15 protein-coding genes are annotated in these 14,929 nt (G+C 54.4%); 6 read left to right on the forward strand and 9 right to left on the reverse strand.

The features are described 5' to 3' along the window. Positions 1-2 precede the first annotated feature (2 nt). Positions 3-554 (reverse strand): CBS domain-containing protein, encoded by a 552-nt coding sequence (locus tag OLX08_RS02790; RefSeq protein ID WP_391482352.1) that lies wholly within the window; start codon positions 552-554, stop codon positions 3-5. Positions 555-749: 195 nt separating this feature from the next. Between OLX08_RS02790 and OLX08_RS02795 the strand changes: the two genes are divergently transcribed. The 4 genes from OLX08_RS02795 (at position 750) to OLX08_RS02810 (ending at position 4,003) form a co-directional block, all read left to right on the forward strand. Further along, a complete protein-coding gene (locus OLX08_RS02795) occupies positions 750-1,160 on the forward strand; it encodes a Fur family transcriptional regulator (RefSeq protein ID WP_391482353.1) in 411 nt (136 codons plus the stop codon). Between the two features lie 67 nt (positions 1,161-1,227). Further along, positions 1,228-2,145, forward strand: coding sequence for a DMT family transporter (locus tag OLX08_RS02800; RefSeq protein WP_391482355.1), 918 nt, complete (start codon positions 1,228-1,230; stop codon positions 2,143-2,145). Between the two features lie 52 nt (positions 2,146-2,197). Next, entirely contained in the window at positions 2,198-3,475 is a 1,278-nt protein-coding gene (gene eno, locus OLX08_RS02805) for a phosphopyruvate hydratase (protein ID WP_391482356.1), read from the forward strand. Positions 3,476-3,571: 96 nt separating this feature from the next. Then, complete coding sequence (locus OLX08_RS02810) at positions 3,572-4,003, forward strand: cupin domain-containing protein (RefSeq protein WP_391482358.1); 432 nt, start codon at positions 3,572-3,574, stop codon at positions 4,001-4,003. Here the strand turns inward: OLX08_RS02810 and OLX08_RS02815 are convergent. Further along, the gene (locus tag OLX08_RS02815; protein ID WP_412535662.1) at positions 4,000-5,091 is read right to left on the reverse strand and encodes an anhydro-N-acetylmuramic acid kinase; all 1,092 of its coding nucleotides are present in this window, start codon (positions 5,089-5,091) and stop codon (positions 4,000-4,002) included. The two genes, OLX08_RS02810 and OLX08_RS02815, sit on opposite strands and share 4 nt — an antisense overlap. A gap of 88 nt (positions 5,092-5,179) precedes the next feature. Between OLX08_RS02815 and tyrS the strand changes: the two genes are divergently transcribed. Further along, a complete protein-coding gene (tyrS, locus tag OLX08_RS02820; protein ID WP_391482362.1) occupies positions 5,180-6,430 on the forward strand; it encodes a tyrosine--tRNA ligase in 1,251 nt (416 codons plus the stop codon). A 67-nt stretch (positions 6,431-6,497) separates the two neighbouring features. Here tyrS and OLX08_RS02825 read toward each other — a convergent pair whose 3' ends face one another. From OLX08_RS02825 to OLX08_RS02850, 6 genes are all read right to left on the reverse strand, one after another. Next, positions 6,498-7,610 carry a LysM peptidoglycan-binding domain-containing protein gene (locus tag OLX08_RS02825; RefSeq protein ID WP_391482364.1) on the reverse strand — a complete coding sequence of 371 codons (1,113 nt, stop codon included), beginning with the start codon at positions 7,608-7,610 and terminating at the stop codon, positions 6,498-6,500. Between the two features lie 86 nt (positions 7,611-7,696). Beyond that, on the reverse strand, positions 7,697-8,572 hold the full coding sequence (gene rarD, locus OLX08_RS02830; RefSeq protein WP_391482366.1) for an EamA family transporter RarD: 876 nt from the start codon (positions 8,570-8,572) through the stop codon (positions 7,697-7,699). A 99-nt stretch (positions 8,573-8,671) separates the two neighbouring features. After that, positions 8,672-9,271: a superoxide dismutase gene (locus tag OLX08_RS02835; protein WP_048598070.1), complete on the reverse strand. Its 600-nt coding sequence runs from the start codon at positions 9,269-9,271 to the stop codon at positions 8,672-8,674. A gap of 118 nt (positions 9,272-9,389) precedes the next feature. Then, positions 9,390-9,956 (reverse strand): sarcosine oxidase subunit gamma, encoded by a 567-nt coding sequence (locus OLX08_RS02840; RefSeq protein WP_391482367.1) that lies wholly within the window; start codon positions 9,954-9,956, stop codon positions 9,390-9,392. Then, complete coding sequence (locus OLX08_RS02845; protein WP_391482369.1) at positions 9,949-12,984, reverse strand: sarcosine oxidase subunit alpha family protein; 3,036 nt, start codon at positions 12,982-12,984, stop codon at positions 9,949-9,951. The genes OLX08_RS02840 and OLX08_RS02845 overlap by 8 nt, the downstream gene beginning before the upstream one ends. Further along, a complete protein-coding gene (locus tag OLX08_RS02850) occupies positions 12,981-13,310 on the reverse strand; it encodes a sarcosine oxidase subunit delta (protein ID WP_334066024.1) in 330 nt (109 codons plus the stop codon). The genes OLX08_RS02845 and OLX08_RS02850 overlap by 4 nt, the downstream gene beginning before the upstream one ends. Before the next feature lie 95 nt (positions 13,311-13,405). On the opposite strand from OLX08_RS02850, the gene OLX08_RS02855 reads away from it, so the two are divergent. After that, positions 13,406-13,597, forward strand: coding sequence for a hypothetical protein (locus OLX08_RS02855; RefSeq protein WP_391482371.1), 192 nt, complete (start codon positions 13,406-13,408; stop codon positions 13,595-13,597). An 11-nt stretch (positions 13,598-13,608) separates the two neighbouring features. Here OLX08_RS02855 and OLX08_RS02860 read toward each other — a convergent pair whose 3' ends face one another. Next, positions 13,609-14,853: a sarcosine oxidase subunit beta family protein gene (locus OLX08_RS02860; protein WP_391482372.1), complete on the reverse strand. Its 1,245-nt coding sequence runs from the start codon at positions 14,851-14,853 to the stop codon at positions 13,609-13,611. Between the last annotated feature and the right edge of the window lie 76 nt (positions 14,854-14,929).

Below are 14,929 nucleotides of genomic sequence, written 5' to 3' on the forward strand. Positions count from 1 at the left end.
CCTTAGATTGAGCGCACCACAATGATCATCAACAGCGAATAAAGCATGATGCCCCCGCCGATAAGGAACAGCGGCCAGTTTCTGAAAACAGATGCTTTCGCCAACTCTTTGGCTTGGCCCATCAGGTCCGGCCACGTGTAGCTGACGAAATCGCCTTGGGTGAAAACAGCCTTGATGCGCCCGTTCTCATCCACCACTGGCAAGCGGCGGAACCGCTCGTTCGACATAATTCGTAGCCAATCCACCAGATCATCAGTTTCTTTGGCCAAGCGCGGCTCACGGGTCATAATTTCTGACAGTTTCGTCTTGGACGGGTCCAACGCGCCGTTCACCAGCTTTTTCATGATGTCACGTTCGGTCACGACACCAATGACTTTGCGGTCATCGTCAATGACCATCACTGAGCCATAGTTCATCTCGGACATGGCCGCGACGGCAGGTTTCACCAATTCATCCGGCCCGAATGTTAGCGGTTTGGGTTTGCTCGCATATTCCGCCCGATCCATGATGCGCATACGGCGGTTGGAGGTGTTTGTCGTGTTACTTGCGGCCATGGTGCAATTCCCCTTGGTATTAAAAATTAACGTACCCTTAAGAGACTAGGGCGTTTTGACGCATGTCCAGTAACAGAGCTGATTTGAGCGACCGCTTGAACAGCATCTTAACGGCGCAAAAATGCGTTGCCCCCTTTTGCCTCAGACAAACAACAGCTAAGCATTGACCCGCACGAATAAAAGGACGACATGGCGATGGGCACCACCGTTTTGGAGCGCTGCGAGGCAAAAGGCCTACGCATGACCGACCAACGCCGCACCATCGCTGGCGTTTTGCAAGAGGCGAACGATCATCCAGACGTCGAAGAACTTTTCAACCGCGCTGTGACGGAAGACCCGAAGATTTCGCTGGCAACCGTTTACCGGACAGTGAAACTTTTTGAGGAAGCGGGGATTCTCGACAAACACGACTTTGGCGATGGCCGCGCCCGATATGAAACCGCGGACCGTAGTCACCACGACCATCTCATCGATATGAATTCTGGCGAAGTGATCGAGTTCATGGACCCCGATATTGAAGCTTTGCAGGAAAAGATCGCGGCAAAACTTGGATACGAGCTGCGCGGCCACCGCTTGGAGCTATACGGGGTTCCCAAAAAGGGCTAGGCTTTCAATCCTGAGGCCCGCGCACAACGCCACGCCTCAACCACACCACAACAAAACGGATGCGAGCATGTCCTTTTCCAGCCCCAAGGCCAGCGGCGCACCCGTCCGCCTGAACGATAACCTGCGCGGCGCCCTTTTGATGGTGGGCGCGATGTTTGGTTTCGCCCTTGAGGACGCACTGATCAAAACGCTGGCTGGGACCCTGCCTGTGGGGCAACTGCTTGTTATCTTCGGCTTTTTGGGCGGCGCAATGTTTGCTGTGATGACTTGGGCACAAGGTCAGCGCCTTTGGACCCAAGCGCTGCTGCATCCGGCCGTTATCATCCGCAATGTCGGCGAGTTGATCGGCACGGTTGGCTTTGTCACCGCGATCATCCTCACGCCGCTATCGACCGCATCTGCCATTCTGCAGGCCACCCCGCTTGTGGTCACGCTTGGGGCCGCGCTCTTTTTGCAAGAACAAGTGGGCTGGCGTCGGTGGGCGGCTATTTTTGTGGGCTTTTGCGGTGTGCTTTTGATCATTCGCCCTGGCGCAGAAAGCTTTGATGCTAAATCACTCTTTGCCGTGCAGGGCGTCATCGGCCTTGCCACCCGCGATATCGCTACCCGCCGCGTGCCAAAATCAATCACGTCACTCCAACTTAGCACCTATGCGTTTTTTATGCTCATCCCTGCAGGTGCGCTTATGTTGATCTTCAGCGATGGAATGATCCAGCCTGACGCTGTCCAGTGGGCAGTCTTGCTTGGCTCGACCGTGATTGGCGTTGCCGCCTATTATATGATCGTCGCCGCCATGCGTGTGGGCGATGTGGGCTATGTCACGCCATTTCGGTATACACGGCTAATCTTTGCATTGGTGATCGCTACAACGTTCTTTGGTGAGCGCCCTGACCTTCTGACCCTTATTGGTGCCGCAATTATTGTTACATCCGGCATTTACACTCTTCTACGTGAAGCGCGTTTGAAACGGACTTCCAAACCATAGTGGTGCTTGGTATAGGCACGCTAAACCCAGACATACTGAAAGGCGCCTTATTATGAGTGCAATTATCGACATCCACGCCCGCGAAATCATCGACAGCCGCGGCAACCCGACAGTGGAAGTGGACGTGATCTTGGAAGATGGCACGATGGGCCGCGCTGCAGTGCCTTCTGGTGCATCAACGGGTGTCCATGAAGCAGTTGAAAAGCGTGACGGTGATAAAGCTCGCTTCAAGGGAAAAGGCGTATTGCAGGCAGTTGCGGCCGTAAACGGCGAGATCGCCGAAGAACTGCTTGGGTTTGATGCGACAGAGCAAGTTGAAATCGACGCAGCGATGATCGAACTTGACGGAACACCCAACAAATCACGCCTTGGTGCCAACGCCATCTTGGGTGTGTCATTGGCAGTTGCCAAAGCCGCCGCAGACTACACGGGCCAGCCGCTGTATCGCTATGTGGGCGGGACATCAGCGCGCGTTTTACCTGTCCCAATGATGAACATCATCAACGGTGGTGAGCACGCAGACAACCCGATCGACATTCAAGAATTCATGATCATGCCCGTGTCTGCCACAAACATTCGCGACGCTGTGCGCATGGGCTCAGAAGTATTTCACACACTGAAGGGTGAGTTGTCTGCCGCGGGCCTTTCAACTGGTATCGGCGATGAAGGCGGCTTTGCCCCCAACATCAGCTCTACCCGTGATGCGCTTGATTTCATTCTGAAATCTATCGAAAAAGCTGGCTACAAAGCAGGCGATGACATCATGCTGGCGCTCGATTGTGCGGCAACTGAGTACTACAAAGACGGCAAATACGTGTTGGCTGGCGAAGGCAAAACACTGACGTCCGCAGAGAATGCCGCTTATCTTGCGTCATTGGTTGATGACTACCCGATTTTCTCGATCGAAGATGGTATGTCAGAGGATGATTGGGAAGGCTGGATTGCGCTCAACGAACTTCTTGGCGGTCGATGCCAACTTGTTGGGGATGATCTTTTCGTGACAAATCCTGCGCGCCTTGAAATGGGGATTGAGCGTAAGGCTGCCAACTCGATGCTTGTGAAAGTGAACCAGATCGGCACGCTGACAGAGACCCTCAAAGCAGTCGACATGGCGCACCGTGCGGGCATGACTAACGTGATGTCGCACCGTTCGGGCGAGACCGAAGATGCAACGATTGCCGATTTGGCAGTTGCCACCAACTGTGGTCAGATCAAAACCGGTAGCCTTGCACGGTCTGACCGGTTGGCCAAATACAACCAACTGATCCGCATCGAGGAACAGCTTGGTGAGGCCGCCGAATTTGCTGGCCGCTCAATCCTGAAATCTTGAAGGACCTGAGAAACCGTTCTGGTTTGGATATTTAAGAACAAAAGAAGTTAGGGCGCCCTTGATCTAGGGGCGCCTTTTTCATGACAGGAGACAGCCATGACAGCCGATCAAATTATCGACCACCTAAAGCTTCAGCCACATCCCGAGGGCGGATATTACCGCCAGACTTGGGCCGCTGAAAACACGGCTGCGTCTGGTGATCGACCTGAGGGCACATGCATCTACTTTCTGCTCAAAGAAGGCCAACGCAGCCACTGGCATAAAGTCGACGCGACCGAGATTTGGTTCTATCACGCGGGTGCGCCACTTGTGCTGAGCATTGCAGAGGCAGACGAAGGGCCAGCTAAAGATCACATTCTGGGCGGTGATGTTCTGGCAGGGCAGCACGGGCATTTCACAGTGCCCAAAGATGCTTGGCAAGCCGCACGCACCACAGGCGATTACACATTAGTCAGCTGCACTGTCATGCCGGGCTTCACCTTTGACGGCTTCACCCTTGCCACGCCGGAATTTGATATTCCACGCTAAGTGGCTGCGGATGACGGCCTACTGACAATCCCCCCGCCGACAGCGGCGGCCACACCTGTGGTGCCTGTACATGACGTGGGCATTCCGCGCGCGACACGTACCGCCAGATAGGCAAATGCCTGCGCCTCTAGCATATCGCCGTCAATGCCGATGTGATCCACGTCCACCACTTCTGCATCAAGGGATTGCGCCAGCAGTTCCATCACATAGGTGTTTCTCCGCCCGCCACCGCACACGTACACATGGCTCACCGGTTCAGGGAAAAACTGAACTCCACGCGTGACCGCCGCCGCAGCGCACACCGTCAGCGTCGCAACAGCATCTTGTGGGCGAAGCTGTTCAATGTCTGAAAGTTCGCCGCGAAAGCTGTCGCGATCAAGTGACTTCGGCGGCAGTTGGCTGAAATAAGGGTGGGTCATAAACGCATGCACCAGTTCATCATCAACTGTACCCGAACGTGCTGTTTCACCGTTTTCATCAAATGTCTTACCAAAGTGGCGCTGCATGACGTCGTTTATCGGCGCATTCGCCGGACCGGTATCAAATGCCAAAAGTGCACCGCTGTCCTCAGGCTTTGCGCGTAGCGGATCAACCCATGTGACATTTCCCACACCGCCAAGGTTCAGGAATGCCACTGGCCCCTGCGCGCCGATGTGTTTGGCCAGTGCAAAATGATAAAAAGGGGCGAGCGGCGCGCCCTGCCCGCCTAATTCTACATCTGCCGAGCGGAAGTCCCAGACGACCGGCGCGTTCAACACATCTGCCAACACCTGCCCATCGCCAATTTGAAATGTCCGGCGGTTAGCAGGATCGTGACTTAGGGTCTGACCATGAAACCCGAATAACTCCGCATCGCCATAATCGCTTAACGCTTGGGCATGAACAGTTTCGACCAGTTCAGCCACATCCGCCAGATCATCCTCTGGCCAGCACCCCAATCTAGAACGCAACACATCTTGCTCCGCTGCGGTATAGGCCCGAAAGCCGCTCTCGCCAAAGCCGGCTATTCGCACCCCATCCGTGAGCACCATGGCCGTGTCCACACCGTCCAAAGACGTGCCCGACATTGCACCAACCGATCTTATCATACCTGTTTTCAAACTGTGTGCCCCTCAGCCCCTTTACCGCCGTGGCGTTCCCCCCTTATACGGTTTGAAAATACGTGAAGGAAGCGCCATGACATACCACCCAAAATCGGAGTTCATCGCCATTATGATGGAGCGCGGCTATCTGGCCGATTGCACCGATTATCAAGGGCTGGACGAGGCGCTGAGCAACGGGATTGTTCCAGCCTATATCGGCTATGATGCGACTGCTTCGTCGCTTCACGTGGGGCATTTGCTCAATGTGATGATGCTGCGCTGGCTGCAAAAAACGGGTCACAAACCGATCACCCTTATGGGTGGCGGCACGACCAAAGTGGGAGATCCGTCATTCCGTTCAGACGAACGTCCACTTTTGGGACCTGAACAGATCGATGCAAATATTGCGGGCATGCAAAAAGTATTCGCCCAATATCTTGATTACGGTGATGGCGACACAGACGCGCTGATGCTGAACAACGCGGAATGGCTTGATACCCTAAACTACTTGGAATTTTTGCGTGACATCGGCCGCCACTTTTCAGTGAACCGGATGTTGTCCTTTGAGTCAGTCAAATCCCGTCTTGACCGCGAGCAAAGCCTGTCGTTCCTCGAATTCAATTACATGATCTTGCAGGCCTATGACTTCATGGAACTGAACCGCCGCTATGGCTGTACGCTTCAAATGGGTGGCTCAGATCAATGGGGCAATATTGTCAACGGAATCGATTTAACACGCCGCGTGATCGACAATGAAGTTTACGGCCTGACCTCGCCACTGCTGACCACTTCGGACGGCAAAAAGATGGGCAAAAGCCAAGATGGTGCCGTGTGGCTAAACGCAGATATGCTCAGCCCCTACCTTTTCTGGCAGTTCTGGCGCAACACAACAGACGCCGATACTGGACGGTTCCTCAAGCTCTATACCGAACTGCCCGTAGCTGAATGCGAGCGCCTTGGCGCTTTGCAAGGGTCGGAAATCAACGAGGCAAAAGTAATTCTTGCCAATGAAGTCACAACCCTTCTTCACGGTGCAGAAGCTGCCGCGGCGGCAGAGGCAACTGCGCGTGAGGTCTTTGAAAAGGGTGGCGTCGGGGATGATCTTCCCACCCTTACAATCAGTACATCGGACGTGGCAGAAGGCATCAGTATCGTCCAACTGATCGTAAAATCTGGACTTGCAAAATCTGGCAAAGACGCAAAACGCCTTATCTCAGAAGGCGGCGCAAAGATTGACGATGCACCGCTTGAAGATGCAGGCATGATGATCGATGCAGCAGCGCTTTCAAACACCATTAAACTAAGTGCGGGCAAAAAACGCCACGCGCTGATTAAGCTTGGCTAAGCCTACTTCTTTTGTTTGCAAATATCCCCGCCGGAGACCCTAGATCAAAATCTAAGCAGCCTCTAAGCTACTGGGGGATTGTGAATACCTGCCCAGGATAGATGAGGTCCGGATCGTCAATTGCAGCACGATTGGCCTCAAACACCTTCAGGTAGAAAACACCATTGCCATACCGCTCTTCGGCGATGGCCCAAAGGGTGGCACCGGGCTGTACTGTCTTACTTGTAAAGCTCGCTTGATTTTGCGCTACTTCGGCCAAAACTTCTGGTGTTTCACGCTTAAATGGTAGCTCTACGCGGCTTGTGACGTCTCCACCTGCGCTGACCTCGTCGATGCGCAAAGTGTAAGTTCCCGGATCCACATTGGGCAGATCACTACCCCATGCACCATCCGCAACAGGCGCGTCGCTTACAATAGCACCGTCTATGTAAATCCGCACATTTCCATCGTTGGGCGCACGACCCGCAAGTTGCACTTCGCCAGTGCTGTCATAGCCAATACTATCTACAAGCACTGTTGAGGGCGCAGGTGCGTTCTGTGTGCTTGGGCCTTGAATAACTTTCACTGTGTCTTCTTGTGCGGCGATCACCACTGGGGCCTCGCTGACTTGCTCATCTGTACTCTCGCCATCACTTTGGGGCGCGACAACTACGCCTGCAATGATGAACCGGTTTGGGTCTTCGGTCTGCGCACCATCGGGGTCGCTCATCACACTCAGAACGCGGTCATCCTCAGACGGTGGAATATCCGCAAAAATCGCAAAGTTGCCAAAAGCGTCGATTGAACCGCGCGTGACTTCCGCACCGTCCAGCATAACGGCCAACGTACTCCCCGCCTGCCCCGTGCCTGCGATTAACGCCATACCTTCGGGATCAACTCTGAACCCAACCCGCAGCGGCGTGGCTGCAGGGGCAACTTCCGGTGAGGCAGGCTCAATCACGACAATTTCCGGCGCTTCAATAGCTGGTGCGGGTGTCACAACCATCTCAGCTGGTGCATCTGCGATTTCAGCGCTCACAGCTGTTTCCGGCTGCTCCACAGCAGTCTGTGGCTGCGCTGCAATCTTGCTAAGCGGTTCGTTCAGACCACCAGGATAGAACGCGTATAGCACCCCAACAGTCACAATGCTCACACCAGCAATCGCAACTTTCTCTAAAGTGTTTAATGCAGTTCCAGCCATGACAGCCCTCTTCGTTGTCCTGTAGCACCCAACGCAGTGTGTGCCACATCTTCTTAGCCTACCCTACATATTGGGTCAAAACCCAACTACGCCGCGCGGTGAGCGCGACTTTTGGGCAACGATGCGGCCGAGTACAGCGCAAGAGCAGTCCAAATAAGGGCGAACGCAACCCCGTGCCAGACACCAAACGGTTCTTTGAAAATCAAAACCGCGCAGACGAACTGCAATGTGGGATTCAAATACTGGACCAAGCCAACGGTTCCAAGACGAACACGCTTGGTCGCATATGAGAAAAACATCAGTGGAATGGCCGTCATAGGCCCGCAAAGCGCCAAAAAGAGAAGCTCCGCCAGATTGCCAAAAACCGTCAGATCACCAAACCAGATCAACCAAACAGCAGCGAGCGGCGCAAATAACAGCACTTCGCACGCCACGGAAACGACAGGACCTGCCTCAAGCCGCTTTTTGATTAATCCGTAAATCCCGAAGGTCACAGCCAAAGCCAAAGCAATCCACGGTGGGGTTTGTGTCCCAATGGCCAGCACGCTTACTGCGACCACTGCAAGGCCAACCGCAAGGGCTTGGGCGCGGCTCAACTTTTCACCAAAAGCCAACATGCCCAGAACAACCGCCACAAGCGGGAAGATGTAATATCCAAGCGATGTTTCAGTGACACGGCCCACTTTTGTCGCCCAAATGAACAGGCCCCAATTAATTGCAATCATCACCGATGCGGTCGTAATGATCGCAATGTTCTTCGTGGTCGAAAGAGCCTTGGGGATTTGTGACAAGCGGCGCTGAAACATCAAAACACCCGCAAACAACAAAAGCGACCAAAGAGTCCGGTGCGCCAAAATATCAATGGTCGGGATATCGCTGAACTGTGCGTAGAAAAGCGGCGACAGCCCCCACACGACACAGGCGGCAATCATGGCCGCAACACCTTTGAAACTTTCAGTCATAACGCAGCAGTGCGCCCATTCAAGCGGCGGGTCAAATGAAAAAAGCCGCCGCTGATATCCTCAGGCGGCGGCTCAATTATTCGAGAAGCGTGCGCGCTATCACATGCGTGAAGCGACGTTCTCCCAGTTGACCAAGTTATCAAGGAAGTTGGTCAGATACGCGGGGCGCTTGTTGCGGAAATCAATGTAGTAGCTGTGCTCCCATACATCACAACCAAGCAGCGCAGTTTGACCAAAGCAAAGCGGGTTCACACCGTTTTCTGTCTTTGTCACTTTCAACGCACCGTCGGTGTCTTTCACCAACCATGCCCAACCAGAACCAAATTGGCCTGCGCCAGCAGCGCTGAATTGGGATTTGAATTCGTCGACTGAACCAAAGCTCTCCACGAGCGCCTTTTCAAGCTCAGACGGCATTGCAGACGCGTTCGGGCCCATCATTTCCCAAAACTGGTTGTGGTTCCAAAGCTGGCTGATGTTGTTGAAGATACCGTTTTGGGCAACGGACGTCGCGTCATATGTGCCGACGATGATCTCTTCCATGGATTTGCCGTCCCACTCGGTGCCAGCAATCAATTTGTTACCGTTGTCCACGTAAGCCTTGTGGTGCAGGTCGTGGTGGTACTCAAGTGTCTCAGCGGACATACCGTGCGCAGCAAGCGCATCATGTGCATAGGGAAGATCAGGAAGTTCAAAAGCCATCTGTGAGGCTCCTCTCTCGTCAATTGATATTACGGATCGCTACCGCATGAAATGAGGCGACACCGCCCCCACGTCAAGGGGCGCGTTCAAATGCGAGCCGGTTATTTTCGTGCGCTGGTTACTTTGGATAAACCTCTGCACCTTCGGCTGCGGCAGCGCTCAAGATACCAAAGACATACTCGGACACAGAGCGGAAGCAGATTACGTCGATTGTGCGCGCATCCCGCATCCAAAAAGCAGCAGCAACTTGGGCCATCCGCGTCCGGCGCATAGTACCAACAGCAAAACTGCTTGTGCGCATATCAGCGGGGCTCAATTTCGCAATAACGTCTCTCACGCCCGTGCCTTGTACGCGAATAATGCTGCGCGCGTCACTAACGTCCGCCAATAAGTGGTGCGTATCTTTCAGCGTTTTGCCCATCTTCGCGATCGCACCATCCACATCCGCATATTGCAGAACCACCAGCAATTCATCAGGCGACATCCAAGCAATGCCTTGATCTTTTGCGATCGTGCACATGCCGGCTTGGGGCATTTCTGCGCCACTGACACCTGTTGCAGCTTTTCTCACAGCGGCAGATGAAAGATCGCCGCGTAGTGTAATCATGCCGCGCGGGCCAAGGTCTTTGACCGTGACCGCCCCTTCAAAACGCTGCCCGTTCAGGGCCGAGATCGCCTTAGACATTTTGCTTAGCCCCCTCTTTATCGTAAAATACAGGATCAACGATTTCCGCGCGCACTTCGGTTCCGTCCGTCTTGGGGAAGGTCAACACTTCGCCCATACGGTCTGGACCGTCCTTAACCAGCGCCATGGCAATGCCCCGCTCCATTGTGGCGGAGTAGTAGCTTGATGTGATGCGTCCTTGAGTGTTGCGCTGACCGTTATCATTGACCCCGTCTGCAACCGCATATGCCCCATCAGGGATCACGCTGCGATCCGTGGTCAGCAAACCAACCAGTTTCCAGCGGGCAGGATCAGCCATAAAGCTACGCTCATGTGCGCGCTTGCCAAGGTAGTCTTCTTTTTTCTTCGATAGCGCCCATTGCAGGTTCAGATCCTGCGGTATGACCGTGCCATCAGTCTCGTCACCGATCATGATGAAGCCTTTTTCGGCACGAAGAACGTGAAGGGTTTCAGTACCGTAGGGCATCACGCCAAAGTCTTGGCCCGCTTTATAGATTGCGTCCCAAAGGGCGCGGGCTTGGCCTGCTTTCACGGCAATCTCGTAGGACAACTCACCCGAGAAACTGATGCGGAAAATGCGCACATCAATACCCGCAAGCGTACCATCAGCCCATCCCATAAATGACAGCGCGTCTTGGCGCACGTCCATCCCGCCAAGGGTTTCGAGAACTTTGCGCGCGTTCGGGCCAACAACAGCGATCTGACCATATTGCTCAGTGACGTTGGCAACGTAGACTTTCCAGTCCCACCATTCGGTTTGAAGCCACTCTTCCATGTGTTGATGAATGTGATCCGCCCCACCGGATGTGGTGTGGCACAGCCACGTGTCCTCATCGATGCGGGCAACAACACCGTCATCCATCAAAAAGCCGTTCTCTGAGCACATCAAACCATAGCGGCAGCGGCCGACTTTCAGGTTCGACATCATGTTCGTGTAGAGCATGTCAAGGAAACGACCTGCATCTGGACCTTTGACAATGATCTTACCCAAAGTTGAGGCATCCAGCAGACCAAGGTTTTCACGCGTGTTTTTCACTTCGCGGTTAACTGCATCTACGTGGCTCTCGCCGTCCCGCGTGTAGCAATATGGACGGCGCCAATGACCCACCGGCTCCCAGTACACGCCGTTGTCGTCATGCCAATCGTGCAGCGGGCTTCGGCGCATGGGTTGGAAAATATCACCCTTCGCCTCACCCGCGATCGATCCCATAGAAATTGGCGTGTAAGGCGGACGGAATGTGGTGGTGCCGACAGCCGGAATTGGCGCATTAAGCGCACCCGAAAGAACCGCCAGACCGTTGATATTGCTGAGCTTACCCTGATCTGTAGCCATGCCAAGCGTAGTGTAGCGCTTGGTGTGCTCAACACTCTCATAGCCCTCTTGGGCAGCCAGCTGAACATCGCTCACTTTCACGTCGTTCTGATAGTCCAGCCACATCTTCGCACGCAGCGAGATATTCGCGCCTTGGGGCATAATCCATACCGGTGCCATCGGCGCCTCAGTCACGTCAGTTGCAGACGGAACAGGATCTTTGGCCTTCACCTTTTTGCCGCACGCAGCGACGACTTTGGCTGCACAGCTTGCACCGTCAGCAAGGCCTGTGCCCAGCATCATATGTCCGTTCGCAGCACCAGCAACGCTTACAAACGCTTTGCCGTCGTGGCTTGTTGGCGCGCGATCTGGATCAGGGCGGAAAAACTGCCCTTCCTCATCCCACGTCAGCTTCCCACCGCAATGTGACCACATATGCACAACGGGGCTCCAGCCGCCTGACATTGCAACCACGTCACATTTAATTTCCTCAAGAACGGCACCTTCGCCTGCTTGCAAACAAAGCGCGACACCGGTCACACGTTTGGTGCCTTTGACTTTGGCGATGCCCATGCCCTGCTTTACTTCAATGCCCAAAGCGCGGGCCTCGGACACGAGCCCCTGATCGGCCATCGTGCGCGCATCAACAATGGCAGGCACGGACAAGCCCGCCTGAACCATGGCAATAGCCGTACGGTACGCATCGTCATTGTTGGTCACAACAACCGTGCGATCGCCTGCGCTAACGCCGTAGTTCACAGCATAGTCACGCACCGCGGACGCCAACATAACGCCCGGAATATCGTTACCGGCAAAAGACAAAGGCCGTTCAATCGCACCCGTTGCTGTGATGATCTGCTGCGCGCGGACTTTCCACAAACGGTGGCGCGGACCATCCAGTTCCGGCGCGTGATCGCGCAGACGCTCATAGCAAAGCACATAACCGTGGTCATACACCCCCGCGCCCATTGTACGGGTCCGCAGAGTGACATTCTTCATCTTTTCAAGGGCTTGAACGGCGTTATTGATCCATTCATCAACGGAAACACCGTCAATTTCAGAAGGCCCACCACAGGTTGCATCAACAGGTGCGCGGCCGCCCCACTCGCCATTTTGTTCCATCAAGGTCACATCAAGACCGGCACGCCCTGCGGTAAGAGCAGCACTCAAACCCGCCGTGCCGCCCCCAATGATCAAAACATCCGTGTGATGATAGAAATGCTCATAGGTATCGGGATCACGCGCTTCAGCGTCAGGTGCGCGGCCAAGGCCCGCAGAACGACGAATAAACGGCTCATAGACATGCTTCCACAAAGGCCGCGGGTGAATGAACATCTTGTAATAAAAACCCGCAGGCAAAAAACGTGACAGATGCTTGTTGATGGCACCGACATCAAATTCAAGGCTGGGCCAGTGGTTTTGGCTAGCGGCTTTCAAGCCCCCGAACAGCGGTGTAGTTGTGGCGCGCGCGTTGGGTTCGAACGTATTGCCTTCGCCCAAATTCATCAACGCGTTCGGCTCTTCCGCACCTGAGGCAACTACACCACGTGGACGGTGATATTTAAACGACCGGCCCATCAACATCTGATCTTCCCCCAAAAGGGCAGAAGCCAAAGTGTCACCTGCAAAACCGCTCAGGCGTTTGCCGTTAAATGTGAAATCTACTTTGGCGCTTCGGTCAATCAGACGGCCGCCATTTGCCAAACGTGTGCTCATGAAAAGTTTCTCCATGTCCAACCCGGCCGGGCGGCGCTAATCGCGTCAGTAATGTTTTTCGGAGGCTCAAGCGTTTGCGCGCTGTAAGTGCCAAACACTTCAAGCGTATTTGTGCAGCGCGCCGCGTGGAACCACTTGCCGCAACCGGCTGCGTGACGCCAGCGCTCAAAATGGATGCCTTTGGGGTTTTCGCGCTGGAACAAATACTGTTCAAACGCCGCGTCATCCGCGCCAACTGTCTCACGTTTAACGTGTGCTTCGCCGCCAGCAGACAGCTCTGTTTCATCTGCAGCGACGCCGCAATATGGGCATGTAAGGATCAGCATCGGGCAGCTCCGTTATTTAGGGCGAAATCGATGGGGTTTACTGTTAGGCTTGAAACAAGGGCGTTCAGTACACGCACCACGAAAGGAGTAAACTCTTGGATCAGAACACTATTTTGCTGTGTATCGGCGCAGCAGTTGTTGCTTTTGCCGTTATCATGTTTTTGCGCGAACAGGCCGCTATCAAGCGCCGCAAAGCCGCCAGAGGCGGACGCGAAGTTGACGTGAGCGACTTGATTGCTTTTGGCAGCGCTGCTGCAAAGGCCGAACGCGACGACGGAAAGACCTGATATCATCCGCATCAGTGCGCCACCCCTGCGGCAACACTTTCGTCGATGAAGCGGCCTTCGCGGAAACGGTCCAAGCCGAACTGATCAGTCAAAGGTGAATGTCCTTTGGCGATCAGCTCTGCCATACCCCAGCCAGATCCCGGAATTGCCTTGAACCCGCCTGTCCCCCAACCGCAGTTGATGAACATACCTTCAACTGGGGTCTTGGACAAAATCGGCGAGCGGTCACCCGTTACATCAACGATCCCGCCCCATTGGCGCAGCATCTTTAGCCGCGAGATCATTGGGAATGTCTCACAAAGCGCGCGCACAGTTTCTTCAACATGATGGAAAGAACCACGTTGTGTATAGGCGTTATGGCTGTCTGTACCACCACCGATGACCATCTCGCCTTTGTCAGATTGGCTCATGTAACCGTGGACAGTATTGGCCATCACAACCACGTCCATGCACGGCTTAATCGGCTCTGACACCAACGCCTGCAGCGGCACTGACTCGATAGGCAGACGGAAGCCCGCCATATCCGCAAGCACACCGGAATGTCCTGCAACGACAACACCTAGCTTGTTGCAGCTGATATCGCCTTGGGTCGTAGTGACGCCAGTCACTTTCCCGCCCGAACGTTTCACCGCTGTCACTTCGGTTTGCTGAATAATGTCCATACCCATGTCGGAGCACGCGCGGGCATAGCCCCACGCAACCGCATCGTGACGGGCCGTACCGCCACGCGCTTGCCACAGGCCACCCAGAACAGGGTATCGGGGGCCATCCAAGTTAATGATCGGCACCAGTTCTTTGACGCGCTTAGGCTCAATCCATTCTGTCGTAACGCCTTGCAAAGCATTTGCGTGGGCCGTGCGTTTATAGCCGCGCACCTCGTGATGGGTCTGCGCCAGCATGATCACACCGCGCGGGCTGAACATAATGTTGTAGTTCAGATCCTGCGACAGGGTCTCGTACAAACTGCGGGCTTTTTCATAAATCGCAGCGGACGGGTCTTGCAGATAGTTTGACCGGATAATCGTCGTGTTGCGGCCCGTATTACCGCCACCCAGCCAACCTTTCTCGATAATCGCTACGTTCGTGATGCCAAAGTTGCGTCCCAAGTAATACGCAGTGGCCAATCCATGACCACCAGCGCCAACGATGATCACATCATAATGACTTTTGGGCGCACGTTTTGCCCACGCACGGCCCCACCCTTTGTGATAAGTCAAAGCCTCTTTCGCGATTGCGAAGGCAGAATATTTCTTCATCGGGCAGCCTCATACATAAGTGGCGCAGAAAGGATCGATCGTGAGGTAGTGATGCCACGGGTCAACATGCGCTGAA

Source organism: Nereida ignava, assembly GCF_047114695.1.
GTDB classification, from domain to species: domain Bacteria; phylum Pseudomonadota; class Alphaproteobacteria; order Rhodobacterales; family Rhodobacteraceae; genus Nereida; species Nereida ignava.

What these genes read in the sequence shown, in the direction of transcription:
- OLX08_RS02790 (WP_391482352.1), bottom strand. Translation starts at nt 554, where the DNA reads ATGGCCGCAAGTAACACGACAAACACCTCCAACCGCCGTATGCGCATC.
- OLX08_RS02795 (WP_391482353.1), top strand. Translation starts at nt 750, where the DNA reads ATGGGCACCACCGTTTTGGAGCGCTGCGAGGCAAAAGGCCTACGCATG.
- OLX08_RS02800 (WP_391482355.1), top strand. Translation starts at nt 1,228, where the DNA reads ATGTCCTTTTCCAGCCCCAAGGCCAGCGGCGCACCCGTCCGCCTGAAC.
- eno (WP_391482356.1), top strand. Translation starts at nt 2,198, where the DNA reads ATGAGTGCAATTATCGACATCCACGCCCGCGAAATCATCGACAGCCGC.
- OLX08_RS02810 (WP_391482358.1), top strand. Translation starts at nt 3,572, where the DNA reads ATGACAGCCGATCAAATTATCGACCACCTAAAGCTTCAGCCACATCCC.
- OLX08_RS02815 (WP_412535662.1), bottom strand. Translation starts at nt 5,091, where the DNA reads ATGATAAGATCGGTTGGTGCAATGTCGGGCACGTCTTTGGACGGTGTG.
- tyrS (WP_391482362.1), top strand. Translation starts at nt 5,180, where the DNA reads ATGACATACCACCCAAAATCGGAGTTCATCGCCATTATGATGGAGCGC.
- OLX08_RS02825 (WP_391482364.1), bottom strand. Translation starts at nt 7,610, where the DNA reads ATGGCTGGAACTGCATTAAACACTTTAGAGAAAGTTGCGATTGCTGGT.
- rarD (WP_391482366.1), bottom strand. Translation starts at nt 8,572, where the DNA reads ATGACTGAAAGTTTCAAAGGTGTTGCGGCCATGATTGCCGCCTGTGTC.
- OLX08_RS02835 (WP_048598070.1), bottom strand. Translation starts at nt 9,271, where the DNA reads ATGGCTTTTGAACTTCCTGATCTTCCCTATGCACATGATGCGCTTGCT.
- OLX08_RS02840 (WP_391482367.1), bottom strand. Translation starts at nt 9,956, where the DNA reads ATGTCTAAGGCGATCTCGGCCCTGAACGGGCAGCGTTTTGAAGGGGCG.
- OLX08_RS02845 (WP_391482369.1), bottom strand. Translation starts at nt 12,984, where the DNA reads ATGAGCACACGTTTGGCAAATGGCGGCCGTCTGATTGACCGAAGCGCC.
- OLX08_RS02850 (WP_334066024.1), bottom strand. Translation starts at nt 13,310, where the DNA reads ATGCTGATCCTTACATGCCCATATTGCGGCGTCGCTGCAGATGAAACA.
- OLX08_RS02860 (WP_391482372.1), bottom strand. Translation starts at nt 14,853, where the DNA reads ATGAAGAAATATTCTGCCTTCGCAATCGCGAAAGAGGCTTTGACTTAT.